This is a genomic window from Actinoplanes sp. NPDC051861 (assembly GCF_040681145.1).
Taxonomy (GTDB): domain Bacteria; phylum Actinomycetota; class Actinomycetes; order Mycobacteriales; family Micromonosporaceae; genus Actinoplanes.
In genome coordinates, this window is sequence record NZ_JBFAYE010000001.1 from 246026 (window position 1) to 263055 (window position 17030).

A 17030-nucleotide genomic window follows, 5' to 3' on the forward strand; every position below is an offset into this window, starting at 1 on the left:
CCTGTCCCGGGTGCGCCGGCCGCGTGCCGGCGCACCCGGTTCTTCCAGGAGGATCGATGGCCTTCCCCGCCGTTCGCCCGCGCCGCCTGCGGCGCACCCCGGCGATCCGCCGCCTGGTCGAGGAGACCCGGATCTCCCCGGCCGAACTGGTCCTGCCGCTCTTCCTCAAGGAAGGGCTCGCCGAGCCTCGGCCGATCAGCTCGATGCCCGGCGTGGTCCAGCACACCCGGGAGTCGCTGCTGAAGACCGCGCACGAGGCGGTCAGCGCGGGCGTCGGCGGCCTGATGCTCTTCGGCGTCCCGGACGACGCCAACAAGGACGAGACCGGATCGGCCGGTCTCGACCCCGACGGCATCCTCAACGCCGGCCTGCGCGACCTGCGGACCGAACTGGGCGACAGCACGGTCATCATGGGCGACCTGTGCCTGGATGAGTTCACCTCGCACGGTCACTGCGGCGTGCTGGCGGCCGACGGCTCGGTCGACAACGACGCGACCCTCGCGATCTACGCCGAGATGGCGGTGGCCCAGGCCGCCGCCGGCGCCCACATGGTCGGCCCGTCCGGGATGATGGACGGCCAGATCGGCGTGATCCGCAAGGCCCTGGACGCCGCCGGCCACCAGGACGTGTCGATCCTCGCCTACTCGGCGAAGTACGCGGGCGCCTTCTACGGCCCGTTCCGCGAGGCCGTCGAGTCCACGCTTCAGGGCGACCGCCGCCAGTACCAGCAGGACCCGCCGAACCTGCGCGAGGCGCTGCGCGAGGTCGAACTGGACGTCGCCGAGGGCGCCGACATCGTCATGGTGAAGCCGGGCCTGCCCTACCTCGACGTCATCGCCGCGATCCGCGACCGGGTCACCGTTCCGGTCGCCGCCTACCAGGTCTCCGGCGAGTACGCGATGGTCGAGGCCGCCGCCGCCAACGGCTGGATCGACCGGGAACGCGCGATCCTCGAATCGCTCACGTCGCTCAAGCGAGCCGGCGCCCAGATCACCCTGACCTACTGGGCTGATGAAGTGGCGGCTCTGCTCGCGGGGTGAGTCGGCTGAGCTTGCTGGCGTCGCTTCGCTCCGCGGCAAAAACGCCTTCTCGCCGGCGGCGTTTTTGCGGGCCGCTCTGCGTGTGGGCTGAACTGCCGGAATGGGTTAGTCGGTCGGTTCTAGGGACTGGACCAAGGTGGCTACGTCGGCGATGTATTCGAACCAGTCGCGGTCGGACTGGTAGCCGAGTTCGGCGTTGACCTTCAGCATGGATTCGTTGTGCTGGGCGTTCCAGGTCTGCACCTGGCGCAGGTCGGGTTCGGCGGTGCGCAGTTCGAACAGCATGCGGGCCTTGATCGCGCGGTCGATGCCGTAACCGCGGTGTTCGCGCACGACGATCGTGTCGTACTGGTCGGCGCGCTCCGGGTGCTGCGCCGGGACGACCACCTCGGTCAGGCCGGCCACGGTGCCGGTCGCCTCGTGGATGGCGAGCACGATGTACGGCTTCAGCCCCCGCTTGTGCAGCGTGTTCAGCGAGTCACGAAGCCGCTGCGGGTCGGACGAGCGCGGCTGCAGGTCCAGATCGTCGTCGTCGTGCTGCGCCTCGGTCTTGGCCTGCGCGTAAGCGTCCAGAAGCGAGTCCGGCGGCCCTCCCGGGTGGTACTCGATCCGGTAGCCGGCGCTGATCCCACCGGCCATCGCGCTCAGGGTCGGCCAGTCGACGCCGTCGAGATTGAGCACGCTGCGGGTCTCCACATACTCCCGTTCGAAGCCGAGCGCCTCGTAGAACGGGATCGCCGTGGTGCCGCCGATCGCCTCCACGCCGATCGACGAGAAACCCTCCAGATAGGCCCGTCGCGCCGCCATCGCGACCAGCTGCCGTCCCAGGCCGCGGCGCCGCAGCTGCGGGCGGACCAGCACCTCCAGCACGCCGATGTCGCCGAGCAGCAGGATGTTGACGTGGGCGAAGATCTGCCCCTCGCCCTCGGGCAGGCGGTCGTCCTCGGCGATCCAGGTTATCCGCCGCTCGCCCGGCATGGTCTCGGCGAGGTAGTCGCCGATCTGCACGTCACGCCAGGGTGGATCATCGGGGAGATCGGCGGCCATGACCGCGTTGACCATCTCCACGAGCGAGTGGATCTCGGCCGCGGACGCGGAGCGGGGATCCCATTCACGCACCCTCACCCGTACATCGTGCCGTTTAGCGGACCTTCAGGGAAGTGCTGACCACGCAAAAGTACAGGTACGCTCACCCAGAGTCGCGATCAAGCTCAGGTACGGCTACGAAGCCCGTAGTCGTTGGCGGCGGTGAAGACGTCCTGTGCGTACTGCCGAACGTCGTTGTAGGTCAGCACCGCGTCCCACCACGAGTCGGCTCTGGACAGATCACGGCCACCCTTGCAGAGGTACGCCGCGGCGGTCATCGCGGCGTCGTCGATGTCGTTCGGATCCTTCACGCCGTTGTTGTCCGCGTCGATCGCGACGGTCTGCCAGGTGGCCGGGATGAACTGCATCGGCCCGACCGCCCGGTCGAAGGCGGTGTCGCCGTCGATCGTGCCCTGGTCCGAGTCGCGGATCAGCTGGCGCCCGCCCTGCCCGTCGAGCGGCAGCCCGCGGATCGACGGCTGGGTCACGCCGTCGACGCCGAGCACCGCGCCCTCGTGGCTGCCGTGCCCGGACTCGATCTTTCCGATCGCGGCGAGCGTGGTCCAGCTCAGGTGGCAGGAGGGAGTGGTCTTCGCGGTGACGAGTTCGGCGTACCCGTAAGCCTGCACGGCCACCACCGGGATGCCGACGCGCGTGCCGACCTGCGAGGCCCAGCCGGACAGGGCGTCGGCCGGGCGCGCGCCGGTCACGCCGGGCTGCCCGGTGGGGAAGCCGGTCGCCGGGTTGGCCGGGAGGGTTCCGGCGGGCGGAATGATCCCGCTCACGGCGGGCGCGGCGGCCGGGTCGCTCCAGTTGGGCACGGGTCCGGCGGACTGGCCGGCGAAGGTCGGGGTGGCGGTCGGCGTGCCGGCCTCCAGGGCGCGGGGGACCAGGTAGGCACCGGAGGTCGCGGCGAGCACGACCAGGCCGACCACGACGAAACCGGGCAGGATCACGCGGCCGACCGGTCCGCGGGCCCAGGAGGCGGTGGCTCGCCCGGCGCGTCCGGCTGCGGCCAGTGGGCGGAGACGTCGCTTCTTCTTCTGTACGGCACCAGTGACAACCGGGGCGGCTCCCGCCGCGCCGTCCTTCTTCTCAGCGCCGTCCTTGCTCTCGGCGCCGTCCTTCTTCTCGGCCGCGTCCTTGCCGAGATCGACCTTCGTGGCGTCGAGCTTCTTGTCCGCTTCAGCCTTCTTGTCCGCCTCGGCCTCGGCAGGCTTCTCCTCCTTGCCGGGCTCAGGGGCGGCGGTCTCGGCGGGCTTCTCGTTCGCGGGCGGCGGCACCTGCTTCGCATCGGCAGTCTTGTCCGCGACGGCAGCCTCCTCGGGCGCCTTGTCCGCGACGGCAGCCCTCTCAACGGCAGGCCGCTCGACGGACAAATCCGACTTATCCGGAGCGTCTGAATCGCCGGGAGCCGCACCGGAACTGCCCAGCGGCCCACGCTGATGTGGTGCCGCGGACCGCAACTCCGGCACCTCTCCAGGACTCTTGCGCGCCTCCGCCACGCCCCGACCCTACCCGTCCGTGTCACCCGGGCGTGAGGTCGCTCCGGCCTCCCGTGCGACTCCCGGTGCGCGGAACACAGCAGGGGCCCTACGCTGGTCGGATGCCGCGCTATGAATACCGGTGCCGCGCCTGCGGCGCCACCTTCGAGATCAGCCGCCCGATGCGGGACGCCGCCGCACCGGCCGCCTGTCCGCAGGGCCACGACGACACCGTCAAGCTGCTGTCCACTGTCGCTGTCACCGGCCGTGGCGGCGGCGCCCCGGCCGCGCCCTCCGGCGGCGGTGGCTGTTGCGGCGGCGCCTGCGGCTGCTGACCACCACGCGCGGCTGCCCCGGCCCCCCGGGCTCGCTCGCGCGATCAGTCGACTTCGGCCAGTGAGCCCCCGCTCGCGGGCCGTACCGATTTCTGTGCCTCGTACGGGTACACCCGAACGGCCTGGCGATTTTGGCCGAGAGCGGCGTTTCCGCGTTCGATCTCTTTCGTTACGAGACGCGTAGTCCCGTATGCCATCGTCGATGTCGCGATCTTTCCCGTCATCCTTAAGGGGTCGGTCGTGGCGGGCAGATGATTACTGTCCGTTTCTACGATGGGCGGTGACGCAGAGATACGGCAGCATGAGGCGCGACTTCCACAAAGGGGGCGGAGGTTCCACCGTGTCGGCACGGAGCGAGCTACCTAGCGGTCTGGTGACCTTTATGTTCACCGACATCGAGGGCTCGACGCGTCTCGCCCGCATGCTCGGCGAGGCGTACCGCGATGTGCTCGGAGCGCACCGTTCGGTGCTACGCGCTGTGCTTAGAGACTACGACGGTGTCGAGCTGTTAACTGAGGGTGATTCTTTCTTCATCGCCTTCTCGAACGCCGACTCCGCCGTCGCCGCGTGCGTCGAGGCGCAGCGGCGACTGTCCGCATACGACTGGCCACGCCGGGACGCGGTGCCGAGGGTCCGGATGGGACTGCACACCGGCCGGGCCACCCCGGTCGGCCGGGAGTACGCGAGCGCCGAGGTGCACCGCGCCGCTCGTGTCTCCGCCGCCGCGCACGGTGGCCAGGTGCTCTGCTCCGAGGCGACCACGCTCGCGGTGACCGCCGCCTACGCCGCCACGTCCGGTTCGATCGAGGCGGCCGCCACCCTGGCCACCGTGGACATGCTCGACCTCGGTGCGTTCCGGCTGCGCGGCTTCGACGACGACGAGCGGATCTTCCAGGTCGTCGCGCCCGGCCTGGACCGCGACTTCCCCCGGCCGCGCACCGCCGAGGCGCCACGCCACAACCTGCCGGCCGAGCACAGCGCCTTCGTGGGCCGGCGCGCCGAGTCCACCGAGCTGGCCGAGCTGATCAGCCACCACCGGCTGGTGTCGGTGGTGGGACCCGGTGGTGCCGGTAAGACCAGACTCACTCTCGCTGTTGCCGAACGCCTGCTTCCCGCGTACCCCGGTGGTGTTTGGACGATCGATGCCGCAACCGCGGCGAATGGCCTGCCCACCGCCTTGGCCGCGGCTCTCGGCCTGCGTGCCGAACCGGGCCGCCCGATGATCGACACCCTCGTCGAGCAGTGCGCCGAACGCCGGATGCTGGTCCTGCTGCAGACCTGCGACGCCGCGCCCGCACTCACCACGAACCTGGTGCACCGCCTGCTGAGCCGCTGCCGCCGGCTCGATGTCGTGGCAACCGGTCGCGCGCCGCTCGGACTGGCCGGTGAGACCGTCTGGCGGATCCCGCCGCTCGCGCCGGCCGACGCGTTCGCCCTGCTGAAGGACCGCGCGGCAGCGGCGCAGGGCGGGCGTTCCGGTGACGGTGAGCATCAGCTCGCGCGGCTCGCGGCCCGGCTGGAGGGCTCGCCGCTGGCGATCGAGCTGGCCGCGGCCCGGCTCCGCCTGCTCCCCGCCGAGCAGCTCGCCCGGCGCCTGGACGACCCGCTCGGCGCTCTGGACAACGACGCGGCCGGCGACGGGCGGCACGCGAGCCTGGCGAACAACCTGGCCTGGTCCTACCGGACGCTCGGCAGCCGCGCGGCGGGCCTGCTGCGGCGCCTCGCGGTCTTCGCCGGGCCGGTCGATCTCGAGACCGTCGAGTCGTGCGGCACCGAGGAGCTCGGCGCGCTCTCCGAGCTCGCCGACAAGTCGCTCGTCGAGGTGGTGCCCGGCCCGCGTTACCGGCTCACCGACCAGGTCCGCTCCTACGCGCTGCGCCAGCTCATCGTGGCCGGTGACGAGCCGGCCGTCCGCGACCAGCACCTCTCCTGGTCGCTGCGGACACTGGACACCGTCACCGTGGACACCGACGATCAGGCGCGCACGGTCTCACTGACCGAGCTGGGGCCGTTCGTCCCGGAGTGGGAGTCCGCGCTGCGCTGGGCCGCGACCACCGGTGACGTGCACGCCGGGCTGCGCCTGGCCGGCGTGCTGGACCCGTGGTGGCGTGAGCACGGTGGCGCCGAGTCCGGCCGGCGGCTGCTGGCGCTGCTCTACGAGCGGATCCGTGAGGACGAGACGGCACCCGCCGAGCTGGCCGGTGGCTATCTGGTGCACGCCGGCCTGACCGAGGACCGGGCCGAGCGCGAGCGCTACCTGGACCGCGCCGAGGCCGCCGCCGGCGAGTCCGGCGACCCGGCGCTGCTGATCCGGGCCCGGGCCGCGCGCCTGGGCCGGCTCGACGGTGCCGCCGACAGCACCGAGCTGGCCTGCCGTGACGTGATCACGCAGGCGGAGACGTCCGGCGCACCGGCCGCCGCGCTGCCCGCCGTGCTCGGCCTGGCCGAGCTGCTCTGGCGCCGTGACGCGCTGGTCGAGGCCGCCGACCTGCTCGGCGCGGCGCGTCAGCTCGAGGCCGGGCATCCGGAGGACCGTGGCCGGCGGGCCGTGGACTGGCTGCTCGGCATGGTCGCGCTGCGGCGCGGTGACCTGGTCGCCGCACACGATCACCTGGCGGTGGCGCTCCGCTCGCGGTTGCGGCACGGGTTCCGTGGCGCGGCGGCGGACGCTGTCGCCGCGATCGCGGTGCGATGTGCCCTCGGCGGCGACGCGGTGACCGCGGCGGTGCTGTTCGGCGGGGCGGAGACGGCACGCGGCGCGCGGCGGACCGAGTCGTTCGGCGCGTTCTGGTCGACCCAGCAGGCGGCGTTGCGCGCCGCGCTGGGCGACGGGGCCTTCGATGTCGCGTACGCCGACGGAGCCGCACTCCAGTTCGACCAGATCGTGGCGATGGCGCTGGCCGTCGAGCACCCGGACCTGGAGGACGGCGCGGCCCGCTTCGCGCAGATCGTGCGCTAGGTGTCTCCGAAGAACACTGTGGCCTGGTAATAGCCCCAGGCCACGGTGTTGCAGACGGGCTGGACCAGTACGCGGTACCCGTCGCACGTCCGCTGCAGATCGGCCTTGAACACCTCGTCGAGCCGCTGCTTGTGGACGGCGAACGTCCCCGCCGCCCGGTAGTTGCGATAGCCGAAGTCGTGGTGCCGGCACGCCTCGCGGAAGTCGAACCCGAACGGATCATCCAGCCCGCGGGTGCAGTCGTCCGTGGACCAGTCGAAGCCGTACGCCGCCCACTTCCCCGGCTCGCGCCGCGCCTCGGTCCACTCCGCCGTGCTCGCCGCGTTCGGCTGGGTCCACCGCAGGAGCAGGGTGGCCTTGTCGGGTACCGCCCCCCAAGACGGCGCGCTCGGCAATATCATCGTGCCGGCCAGCACGGCCCCCGCCACCGCGGCGCGGCAGATAGTCATCGTGCCTCCTGAAGGGTGCGCCCTTCAGCTTGACCGTTAGGGTGTGTTCGTGCAGGCGGTTCCATGATTCACCTACCGCTGGTCCGACAGGGACCGCTCCGGGCGCTCGGCCTTCGGGTCGTGATGGCGTGCAGCCTGGTGCTGCTCGCGGTCACGGTGATCTACGCGGACCGGGAGGGCTACCGGGACGTCAACGAGGACGGTCTGACCCTTCTCGACTGCTTCTACTACGCCGTCGTCTCCCTCTCCACCACCGGCTACGGCGACATCACCCCGGTGACCCAGGGCGCGCGCCTGGTGAACGTCCTGTTCATCACGCCCGCCCGGGTGCTCTTCCTGATCATCCTGGTCGGCACCACACTGGAGGTGCTGACCGACCAGTACCGCAAGGGCCTGCGGGTCACCCGGTGGAGGCGGAAGTTGAAGGATCACGTGATCATCTGCGGTTACGGCACGAAGGGCCGGGCCGCGGTCGCCGCGCTGCTGGAGACCGGCTACGACAAGTCCCGCATCGTGATCGTGGAGAACCGTGAGGCCGGCGTCCGGCAGGCCGCGGCCGGCGGGTTCGTCGTGATCGAGGGCGACGCCACGCGGTCCGCGGTGCTCAACGAGGCGGACGTGAAGAACTGCAAGTCCGTCATCATCGCCACCGACCGGGACGAGGCCTCGGTGCTGATCACGCTGACCGTGCGCCAGCTGACGGCCGGCCAGGTCCGGATCATCGCGGCCGTCCGCGAGCAGGAGAACGCCGCCCTGCTCAAGCAGAGCGGCGCCCACCACGTGATCGTCTCGTCCTCTACAGCGGGCCGGCTGCTCGGCCTGACCACCACCGCGCCGCCGCTGATCGACGTGGTGGAGGACCTGCTCACCCCCGGCCAGGGCATGGCGCTGGCGATGCGCTCGGCCGAGCGGGCCGAGGTGGGCCGCAACCCGCGGGAGCTGCCGACCCTGGTGGTCGCGCTGATCCGCCGGGGCAAGGTGCTGCCTCTCGGCGGCGAGCAGGCGGTCACCATCGAGACCGGCGACCTGCTGGTCTACATCCGCGACGACGAGAACGCGACCAACGGCGTCACGGTCTGAGGGGCTAGTTCTTGCGGCCGACTCCGGCGAACTCGGAGACCTTGTCGGTGATGCCAGGGTGGGCCGGGTCGGGCCGCCACGCCGAACACGTCACCACGCCGGGATCCAGCAGCTCGAGGCCGGTGAAGAACGAGGCGATCTCGTCGCGGCCGCGTGCCACGATCGGCGCGGCGCCGCTCTCGTTCCACTGCTTCATCGACTGCTCGACCGCGGCGCCGTTGACCTCCTTGGTCGGATGCGAGATCACCAGGTAGCTGCCCGGCGGCACCGCGTCGACGAGCGTGCGGACCACCTCGAACGCCTCGGCGTCGTCGACCACGAAGTTCAGGATGCCGAGCAGCATGATCGCGATCGGCTGCCCGAAGTCGAGCGTGCCGCGGGCCTCCTCCAGGATCCGGCCGGTGTCCCGGATGTCCGCGTCGATGTAGTCCGTGGCGCCCTCGGATGTGCTGTTCAGCAGGGCCCGGGCGTGCACCAGCACCATCGGGTCGTTGTCGACGTACACAATCCGGCTCTGCGGCGCGACGCCCTGCGCGACCTCGTGCGTGTTGTCCGCGGTGGGCAGGCCGGTGCCGATGTCCAGGAACTGCCGTATCCCGGCCTCCCCGGCGAGGTGGCGCACCGCCCGGCCGAGGAACTCCCGATTGGCACGGGCGGACTGCACCAGCTCCGGCATGAGGGCCAGCGCGTATTCCGCGGCGGCCCGGTCGGCGGCGAAGTTGTCCTTGCCGCCGAGCAGGAAGTTCCACAGCCGTGCGGAGTGTGCCACCTCGGTGTTGAGCGAGGCGCGCACCTCCGGGTCGAGCCCGTGCGAGTCCGTCACAGACCGAACCCTATCGATCAGCTCACATAATCGTCCAGGTGTCACCCGCGCTGAGGAGGTCGCCGAGCATCTCCTCCGGAGTGCCGGTGGCCTGAGCCTGCGCGTCCAGTACCTGCTTGCGGACGATCTCGTCGTACGACGGCCGGTTCACGTTGCGGAACACGCCGATCGGAGTGGTGTTCAGGTCCGAGCCGGAGAGCCGGCTGAGCGCGAAGGCGTACGCCGGGTCGTCGACGGTCGCGTCGTGGACCATCGGGGTGCCGCCCTCCTGCACCTTGAGCCCGAAACTGCCCTCGGGGTGCACGACCGAGAACCGCCCGTCCGCGCCGAACGTGATCGGCTGACCCTGCTCCAGCCGGATCAGGTGCTCGTCGCGGGAGGACGGGTCCTTGATCAGGTCGAACGCGCCGTCGTTGAAGATGTTGCAGTTCTGGTAGATCTCGACGAACGCGGAACCCTCGTGCTCGGCGGCCGCGCGCAGCACCGACTGCAGGTGCTTGCGGTCCGAGTCGATGGTGCGGGCGACGAACGTCGCCTCGGCGCCGAGCGCGAGCGAGAGCGGGTTGAACGGCGAGTCCGCCGACCCGGCCGGCGTCGACTTGGTGATCTTGCCGATCTCCGAGGTCGGTGAGTACTGACCCTTGGTCAGGCCGTAGATCCGGTTGTTGAAGAGCAGGATCTTCAGGTTCACGTTGCGGCGCAGCGCGTGGATCAGGTGGTTGCCGCCGATCGAGAGCGCGTCGCCGTCGCCGGTGACCACCCAGACGCTGAGGTCGGGGCGGGACGCGGACAGGCCGGTCGCGATCGCCGGGGCGCGGCCGTGGATCGAGTGCAGCCCGTACGTGTTCATGTAGTACGGAAAGCGCGACGAGCAGCCGATGCCGGAGACGAAGACGGTGTTCTCCCGCGCGATGTTCAGCTCCGGCATGAAGCTCTGCACCGCGGCCAGGATCGCGTAGTCACCGCAGCCGGGACACCAGCGGACCTCCTGGTCGGACTTGAAGTCCTTCATGGTGAGCTTGAGAGTGACCGGGCTAGCCATTCTTGACCACGTCCTCCAGCATGTTCTCCAGCGTCGCGGCGGTGAACGGCAGGCCGCTGACCTGGTTGAAGGGAACCGCGTCGACCAGGTATCTCGCCCGGATCACGGACGCCAGCTGGCCGAGGTTCATCTCCGGCACCACCACCCGGTCGTACCCGGCGAGGACCTCGCCGAGGTTGGCCGGCAGCGGCGCCAGATGGCGCAGGTGGGCCTGCGCGATCGACAGGCCGCGCTGGCGCAGCGCGCGGCACGCGGCACCGATCGGCCCGTACGTCGAACCCCACCCGAGCACCAGGACCCGCGCGTTCTCCTCCGGGTCCTCGACGTCCACGTCCGGCACCGGGATCGCGTCGATGCGCTCCTGCCGCATCCGGACCATGAACTCGTGGTTGGCCGGGTCGTACGAGATGTCGCCGGTCTTGTCCGCCTTCTCCAGGCCGCCGATGCGGTGCTCCAGGCCCGGGGTGCCGGGGATCGCCCACGGCCGGGCCAGCGTCTCCGGATCCCGCAGGTACGGCAGGAAGCGCCCGTCCTCGGTGTTCGGCTCGCGGGCGTACTCCACCCGCAGGTCGGGCAGCTCGTCGACGGACGGCAGCAGCCACGGCTCGGAGCCGTTCGCCACGTAGTTGTCGGACAGCAGGATGACCGGGGTGCGGTAGGTCAGGGCGATCCGGGCCGCCTCGATCGCCGCGTGGAAGCAGTCCGACGGCGACTTGGGCGCGATCACCGCGAGCGGCGCCTCGCCGTGTCGGCCGTACAGCGCCATGTTCAGGTCGGCCTGCTCGGTCTTGGTCGGCATGCCGGTGGACGGGCCGGCCCGCTGCACGTCGACGACGACCAGCGGCAGCTCCAGCGCGATCGCCAGCGAGATCGTCTCGCCCTTGAGCGCCACGCCCGGGCCGGACGTCGTGGTGACGCCGAGGGCGCCGCCGTACGCCGCGCCGAGCGCCGCACCGATCGCGGCGATCTCGTCCTCGGCCTGCATGGTCGTCACGCCGAACTTCTTGTGCTTGGAGAGCTCGTGCAGGATGTCCGAGGCCGGGGTGATCGGATAGGCGCCGAGGAAGACCGGCAGCTTGGCCCGGACCCCGGCGGCGACCAGGCCGAGCGCGAGCGCCTGGTTGCCGGTGATGTTCCGGTACGTGCCGGGGCGCATCCTGGCGGGCTTCACCTCGTATCGCACCGAGAAGGCCTCGGTGGTCTCGCCGTAGTTCCACCCGGCCTGGAACGCCGCCTTGTTCGCCGCGACCAGGTCGGGGCGCTTGGCGAACTTGCGCTCCAGGAACCGCAGGGTGGACTCGAACGGCCTCGAATACATCCAGCTGAGCAGGCCCAGCGCGAACATGTTCTTGGCGCGCTCGGCGTCCTTCTTCGAGAGGCCGGAGTCGGCCAGCGCGCCGACCGTCATCGAGGTGAGCGCGACAGGGTGCACCGCGTAGTCACCGAGCGACCCGTCCTCGAGCGGACTGGTCGCATATCCGACCTTCGCCAGATTTCGTTTGGTGAACTCGTCGGTGTTCACGATGATGTCGGCGCCGGCGGGCAGCTCGGCCAGGTTGGCCTTGAGCGCGGCCGGATTCATCGCGACCAGCACGTTCGGCGCGTCGCCGGGGGTCAGGATGTCGTAGTCGGCGAAGTGCACCTGAAAACTGGAGACGCCGGGCAGCGTGCCGGCTGGCGCGCGGATCTCGGCGGGGAAATTCGGAAGGGTAGAGATGTCGTTGCCGAGCTGGGCGGTCTCCGAGGTGAACCGGTCCCCGGTGAGCTGCATGCCGTCGCCGGAGTCGCCGGCGAAACGGATGACTACTCGGTCCAGCTGTTCGACTCGCTTCGCGGAAGCGGCCACGTTCAACCTCCAAAGGACGCGGCCCGGCGGCTCACGGTGGTCGATCTGCCGGCCCGCACATCGTCACTTCCACAGTACGTCGCCGCTCCTTACGAGGCGGCCCCGAACCGTTGCCCACAGTAGCTACGTCGGGAAAGGTCCAGCCAGCAGAGTCCACCATGCGGCACGTTGGAAGCTGTCCGCCGTCCGTTAGGCTCCCCGATCGTGGACGGATATCTCGGTTCGTACGCCACGCTGGGCCTTGTGCTCGCCGCCGGTGTGCTGCTGTTCGTGGCCGCGTTCGGTGCGAACAGGCTGCTCCGGCCCGCCACTCCGGCCGAGCCTGCGGGCAAGCGGATCGCGTACGAGAGCGGCATCGACCCGGTCGGCGGCGACTGGGCGCAGGCGCAGATCCGGTACTACGTCTACGCGTACCTCTATGTGCTCTTCGCCGTCGAGGCGGTGTTCCTCTTCCCCTGGGCGCTGATCTTCGACCGGCCCGAGTTCGGTGGCCTCGCCGTCGCTGAGATGGGTGTCTTCGTCGCGGTGCTCGCGCTCGGCATCCTGTACGCCTGGCGCAAACGCATCCTGACCTGGACCTGACCCTCCACAGCGCGGCGGCGGCGGGCAACCGTCCGGGTGGCGGGCTCGCCACCGGAAAGCGGACATGCCAACATCGTGCGCATGGGTCAGCTTCTGCTCTTCATTGTCGTGGCACTCGTCGTCGCGACGATCGTCTTCGGCGTGACCGTTCTGTTGAGCGGGGGAGACCCGGGACTGACCCCGGTCGAGCCCGACGGGCGCTCGGTGCCGCTGCCGAGTGATCGCCCGCTCGGGGAGTCCGACATCGTCGAGACGCGGTTCGACACCACCTGGCGCGGCTACCGGATGGCGCAGGTGGACCAGGCGTTGCAGCGCGCGGCGTACGACATCGGTTACAAGGGCGAGCTGATCGGCGTCCTCGAGGCCGAGGTCGCCGCGCTGCGCGAGGGCCGCATCGACGACGCCGACCAGCTGCGCAGGGCCCGTGAGGTCGCCGCCGCGCCCTCCGCGCCGTCCGCACCACCGCCCACCGACGGGAAACCGGCCGGCGAGCCGGCCATCGAGGTGGGCGACGCGCCCGCGGCCGACGGGGAGCCGGCGGATCGCCGATGAGCGAGGGTCCATCCGCCGGACTGGGCGACGCCGCCCGGCCCGGCTCCGGTGAGTTCACCGCCACCGTGATCGTCAACGCGCCCGCCGACCGGGTCTTCTCCGCGTTTCTGAACTGGGAGAAGCAGTCCGAGTGGATCCCGTTCACCCGGGTCAGGGTCGTCGAGGGCGACGGTGGCGAGGGCAGCCTGGTCGAGGCGGTCACCGCGCTCGGACCGGCCGTGCTCCGCGACGAACTGCGGGTGGTCAAGGTCAACGCGCCGTACGAGGTGCGCGTCGTGCACTGCGGCAAGGTGCTGCGCGGCCCCGGGTCGATGCGGTGCACGGCGATGTCCGGGGACCGTACGCAGATCGTGCTCCACGAGTGGTTCCATCTCCCGGCCGGAGCGGTCGGGAAGATCGCCTGGCCGGTGCTCTGGCCCGGCTCGAAACTCGGCTTCACCGGCGCGCTCAAGCGCTTCGGGCGGCTCGTCGAGCAGGGCCGGCTCCCGTGACCGATCTGGTGATCGGCCCGGACGGGCAGCCGCGCTGTTTCTGGGGCGGCAGCACGCCGGAGTACATGGCGTACCACGACGAGGAGTGGGGCAAGCCGGTCCGCGGCGACGACGCCCTCTTCGAGCGGCTCACCCTGGAGGCCTTCCAGTCCGGCCTCTCCTGGATCACCATCCTGCGCAAGCGACCGGCCTTCCGCGCCGCCTTCGACGGCTTCTCGATCGAGAAGGTGGCGCAGTACACCGAGGCCGACGCGACCCGGCTGATGGCCGACCCCGGCATCGTCCGCAACCGGATGAAGGTGGACGCCGCCCTGCACAACGCCCGGGTCGCCGCCGACCTGCCGGACGGGATCTCGGCGCTGCTCTGGTCGTTCGCGCCGGCGGCCCGCCCGCGCCCGCGGACCCGCGCCGAGGTGCCGGCGCTCACCGACGAGTCCAAGGCGCTGGCCAAGGATCTGAAGAAGCGCGGGTTCAAGTTCGTGGGCCCGACGACGGCGTACGCGATGATGCAGGCCACCGGCATGGTGGACGACCACCTCGCGGACTGCTGGGTCCCACCGCTGTGATGAGATGAGCCCATGGCGCAGTGGTCGATGATTCTTCCGGACGAGCAGTGGGCGACCGAGCGGTTGTTCCAGCACGACGTGGTGACCGTGGCGGGCGCTCCGGCGGATGCCTCCGCCGGCGATGACGTGCTCGTGGTCGCCGAGGACAACGTCGTCGCGCTTGCCCGGGTGGAGAAGATCGACGGCGGTGACCTGGTGCTCGGCTATCAGCGCCGGGCGTTCGACGAGCCGCTCCCGGCCGAGGGCCTGACCGGCGGCCCGGTGGACGCGACCACGTTCCGCCGTCTGGCCGAGCGGCTCGGCGCCGCGGCGGACCGCAAGCCGTGGCTGGTCAGCGTCGCGATGCCGATCGAGGCGAGCAACCCGGCCGAGGCGGTGCGCCAGTTCTGGTCGCACGTGCTGGAGCTCGGCCCAGCCGAGCTCCCCACGTACGTCTGGCCGTCGGGTGATGAGCTTGCGATGCAAGCCTTCGTCCTCGGTGCCGAGGCGAACCAGGACCCCGAAGAGGAAGACGAGGAATAAGCGCCGATTTGGCTTGCGCTTGGCTTCCAAGCGCAAGCTTGGCCTATGGGCACGCTGGAGCTCCCAGCCATACCGGGTGCCACGCCGAGTTCGACTCGGCAGGACGATTAACGGCCCTCGTAAACGGGCTTCTGCTTGTTCAGGAAGGCCGTGACCGCCGCCTTGTGGTCCGCGGTAGCCCCACAGATCGCCTGGGCCTGAGCCTCCGCCGCAAGGGCGTCCGACAGCGTCCCCGCGTCACCGATCGACAGCTCCCGCTTGATCGCCCCATAGGCCACCGTCGGACCGGCCGCGAGCCGCGCCGCCAGCTCCTGGGCGACCGGCAGCACCTGCTCGTCGTCGTCCAGCAGCCGGGAGAGCATGCCGATCCGGTTCGCCTCCTCGGCGTTCACCGGCTGGGCGAGCAGCAGCAGCTCGAGCGCCCGTGCGTGCCCCACGATGCGCGGCAGCGACCAGGAGACGCCGCTGTCGCCGGCCAGGCCCACGTTCGCGAACGCCATCAGGAACCGGGTCGACGGCCCGCCGATCCGGAAGTCGGCCAGCAGCGCGAGCGACGCGCCCGCGCCGGCCGCCATCCCGCGGACCGCCGCGATCACCGGCTTCGGCATGCTCGCCAGCCGCTGCGCGATCGGGTTGTAGTGCACCTGGACGGTGTTCAGATCGGTGGACCCAGCCTCCAGCAGGGTCGCGTGCTCCTTGAGGTCCTGACCGCCGCAGAAGGCGTTGCCCGCGCCGGCCAGCACGATCGCGCGGCATGACCGGTCCGATTCGAGCGTGGCGAGGGTGTCCCGCAGCGCCTCCTTGAGGTCGACGGTGAAGGAGTTCATCGCCTCGGGACGGTTCAGGGTCAGGGTGACGACGGCATCGGTGCGGTCGACGAGGAGCGAGTCGGTCATGTGTCTGAGAATCCCACACGTCCTCCACGTGTGGCCGCTTGCAAGCAACGTTCGACATAGCGGTCAGCAGCCGGGCGCAACCGGGTCGCGTGCTTGTCGAAGAAGCCCGCGGCGGTCGTGCCCGGCCACCGTGGTGGCAGCAGAGCCGCAGGTAGTTGTGGGTCCTGGAAGAGGAACGACCGCCACGCGTGCACGAGGCGGAACCGTGCCGCGTACGCCTCCTCATCGGAGCTGCGCGGTGTGACCGCCTTGACGACCGGGCGCAGCGACGTGACGAAGTCCTCGTACGACTGCCCGATCCGCTCCAGGTTCCACGCCCGGCCGACCACCTCGAGAGCACCCGGCGAGCCGGCGGCGTGACTGGCACTGAACCGCTCGAACCCGGTACCCGCCTCGGTCAGCACCGCGTCGATCTCCTCGGAGGCGCGCGGTGCCACCCAGACCAGTTCGTTGAGCGGCCCGTAACCCAGATAGGCGAGCCGGGCGGCATCCCGCCGTGCCAGCGACCCGCTCAGGAGGATCATGTCGAAGCGGCCGTCCCAGCCGCCGCGACCGGTTCGGTACACCCTGGTCGCCGCTTCGTCGAGCCGCCGGGCGGCCTTCGGCGTGAGCAGATAGCCCGGCCCGGATGCCAGACGAAGGGGGTGCAGCCATCCTTGTCGCACCATTCGCGACACTGCGGTGCGGACCGCGGGCGCCGCGATGTCCAGCGGAGCGAGCAGCCGCACCAGGGCCGCGACCGGGGCTCGCGAGCCGCGAGCGCGCAGGTAGTCGCCGTACAGGTCGAAGAGTGCGGACCGCGCCTGCATGACCGCACATTGTGACAGCAGGAAAGGCTATATGCTAGATGCTGTCACATCCGCCCGGGCTGGGTTTGGGTTCGCCGGTGTTCATCAGGGAAAATGTTTGATCGGCACGGTGGGTCGCATCGCGTGAACACGTGAAAACGGCCTGAGCGGGCCGCCGGTCGGAAACGAGCACCGCGTCGCGTGGGGCTGAGCACGTGACGAGGCTGCTGGCATTCCAGGAGCAAGTGGCTGTGGGGCAACCCACCGACCCTGACGTAGGTCTGAGGGGAGACAAGATGGCGGCGATGAAGCCGCGGACGGGCGATGGTCCGCTGGAGGTCACCAAAGAGGGTCGTGGCATCGTCATGCGCGTCCCGCTGGAGGGTGGTGGCCGTCTCGTCGTTGAGATGACTCCGGACGAGGCCAACGCGCTGGGTGACGCGTTGAAGTCGATCGCCGGCTGACGTTTCACGCGAGCCCGCCGGTAAG

Annotated in this window: 17 protein-coding genes and 1 pseudogene; 10 read left to right on the plus strand and 8 right to left on the minus strand. The window is 70.5% G+C overall.

Annotated elements, in window-relative coordinates; genetic code table 11:
• The first annotated feature begins 56 nt into the window (after positions 1 to 56).
• On the plus strand, positions 57 to 1040 hold the full coding sequence (gene hemB / locus AB0M02_RS01345) for a porphobilinogen synthase (RefSeq protein WP_364219625.1): 984 nt from the start codon (positions 57 to 59) through the stop codon (positions 1038 to 1040).
• A gap of 105 nt (positions 1041 to 1145) precedes the next feature.
• Here hemB and AB0M02_RS01350 read toward each other — a convergent pair whose 3' ends face one another.
• Both AB0M02_RS01350 and AB0M02_RS01355 read right to left on the minus strand, forming a co-directional pair.
• Positions 1146 to 2165 (minus strand): GNAT family N-acetyltransferase, encoded by a 1020-nt coding sequence (locus AB0M02_RS01350; protein ID WP_364219628.1) that lies wholly within the window; start codon positions 2163 to 2165, stop codon positions 1146 to 1148.
• 86 nt (positions 2166 to 2251) lie between these two features.
• Positions 2252 to 3505 carry a lytic murein transglycosylase gene (locus AB0M02_RS01355; protein WP_364219631.1) on the minus strand — a complete coding sequence of 418 codons (1254 nt, stop codon included), beginning with the start codon at positions 3503 to 3505 and terminating at the stop codon, positions 2252 to 2254.
• A gap of 227 nt (positions 3506 to 3732) precedes the next feature.
• Here AB0M02_RS01355 and AB0M02_RS01360 point away from each other — a divergent pair, with 227 nt between their 5' ends.
• Positions 3733 to 3945 carry a zinc ribbon domain-containing protein gene (locus tag AB0M02_RS01360; protein ID WP_364219634.1) on the plus strand — a complete coding sequence of 71 codons (213 nt, stop codon included), beginning with the start codon at positions 3733 to 3735 and terminating at the stop codon, positions 3943 to 3945.
• A gap of 382 nt (positions 3946 to 4327) precedes the next feature.
• A complete protein-coding gene (locus tag AB0M02_RS01365) occupies positions 4328 to 6904 on the plus strand; it encodes an adenylate/guanylate cyclase domain-containing protein (protein WP_364219637.1) in 2577 nt (858 codons plus the stop codon).
• Here AB0M02_RS01365 and AB0M02_RS01370 read toward each other — a convergent pair.
• Entirely contained in the window at positions 6901 to 7353 is a 453-nt protein-coding gene (locus AB0M02_RS01370) for a phospholipase (RefSeq protein WP_364219640.1), read from the minus strand. The two genes, AB0M02_RS01365 and AB0M02_RS01370, sit on opposite strands and share 4 nt — an antisense overlap.
• A 63-nt stretch (positions 7354 to 7416) precedes the next feature.
• Between AB0M02_RS01370 and AB0M02_RS01375 the strand changes: the two genes are divergently transcribed.
• Positions 7417 to 8433: a potassium channel family protein gene (locus AB0M02_RS01375; RefSeq protein WP_364219642.1), complete on the plus strand. Its 1017-nt coding sequence runs from the start codon at positions 7417 to 7419 to the stop codon at positions 8431 to 8433.
• 4 nt (positions 8434 to 8437) lie between these two features.
• Here the strand turns inward: AB0M02_RS01375 and AB0M02_RS01380 are convergent, their stop codons facing one another.
• Genes AB0M02_RS01380 through AB0M02_RS01390 form a run of 3 tightly spaced genes read right to left on the minus strand, consistent with a single transcriptional unit; the run spans position 8438 to position 12144 of the window.
• Positions 8438 to 9256: an SAM-dependent methyltransferase gene (locus AB0M02_RS01380; protein ID WP_364219645.1), complete on the minus strand. Its 819-nt coding sequence runs from the start codon at positions 9254 to 9256 to the stop codon at positions 8438 to 8440.
• Positions 9257 to 9278: 22 nt separating this feature from the next.
• Complete coding sequence (locus AB0M02_RS01385; RefSeq protein WP_364219648.1) at positions 9279 to 10298, minus strand: 2-oxoacid:ferredoxin oxidoreductase subunit beta; 1020 nt, start codon at positions 10296 to 10298, stop codon at positions 9279 to 9281.
• Entirely contained in the window at positions 10291 to 12144 is a 1854-nt protein-coding gene (locus AB0M02_RS01390) for a 2-oxoacid:acceptor oxidoreductase subunit alpha (RefSeq protein WP_364219651.1), read from the minus strand. The genes AB0M02_RS01385 and AB0M02_RS01390 overlap by 8 nt, the downstream gene beginning before the upstream one ends.
• Before the next feature lie 204 nt (positions 12145 to 12348).
• Here AB0M02_RS01390 and ndhC point away from each other — a divergent pair, with 204 nt between their 5' ends.
• The 5 genes and pseudogenes from ndhC (at position 12349) to AB0M02_RS01415 (ending at position 14857) form a co-directional block, all read left to right on the plus strand.
• Positions 12349 to 12726, plus strand: a complete 378-nt coding sequence (ndhC, locus tag AB0M02_RS01395; protein ID WP_364219653.1) for an NADH-quinone oxidoreductase subunit A — start codon at positions 12349 to 12351, stop codon at positions 12724 to 12726.
• An 81-nt stretch (positions 12727 to 12807) separates the two neighbouring features.
• Positions 12808 to 13347 (plus strand): annotated as a pseudogene (locus AB0M02_RS01400) (DivIVA domain-containing protein).
• A complete protein-coding gene (locus AB0M02_RS01405; protein ID WP_364219656.1) occupies positions 13344 to 13769 on the plus strand; it encodes an SRPBCC family protein in 426 nt (141 codons plus the stop codon). The pseudogene AB0M02_RS01400 and the gene AB0M02_RS01405 overlap by 4 nt, the downstream one beginning before the upstream one ends.
• A complete protein-coding gene (locus tag AB0M02_RS01410) occupies positions 13766 to 14335 on the plus strand; it encodes a DNA-3-methyladenine glycosylase I (RefSeq protein WP_364219659.1) in 570 nt (189 codons plus the stop codon). The genes AB0M02_RS01405 and AB0M02_RS01410 overlap by 4 nt, the downstream gene beginning before the upstream one ends.
• A 12-nt stretch (positions 14336 to 14347) precedes the next feature.
• On the plus strand, positions 14348 to 14857 hold the full coding sequence (locus AB0M02_RS01415; RefSeq protein WP_364219662.1) for a hypothetical protein: 510 nt from the start codon (positions 14348 to 14350) through the stop codon (positions 14855 to 14857).
• A 107-nt stretch (positions 14858 to 14964) separates the two neighbouring features.
• On the opposite strand, the gene AB0M02_RS01420 is transcribed toward AB0M02_RS01415, so the two are convergent.
• Both AB0M02_RS01420 and AB0M02_RS01425 read right to left on the minus strand, forming a co-directional pair.
• A complete protein-coding gene (locus AB0M02_RS01420; protein WP_364219665.1) occupies positions 14965 to 15753 on the minus strand; it encodes an enoyl-CoA hydratase-related protein in 789 nt (262 codons plus the stop codon).
• Positions 15750 to 16562: a PaaX family transcriptional regulator C-terminal domain-containing protein gene (locus AB0M02_RS01425; protein ID WP_364219668.1), complete on the minus strand. Its 813-nt coding sequence runs from the start codon at positions 16560 to 16562 to the stop codon at positions 15750 to 15752. Before AB0M02_RS01425 ends, AB0M02_RS01420 begins: the two co-directional genes overlap by 4 nt.
• 275 nt (positions 16563 to 16837) lie before the next feature.
• Here AB0M02_RS01425 and AB0M02_RS01430 point away from each other — a divergent pair, with 275 nt between their 5' ends.
• A complete protein-coding gene (locus tag AB0M02_RS01430) occupies positions 16838 to 17005 on the plus strand; it encodes a DUF3117 domain-containing protein (protein ID WP_014447667.1) in 168 nt (55 codons plus the stop codon).
• The last annotated feature ends 25 nt before the right edge of the window (positions 17006 to 17030 follow it).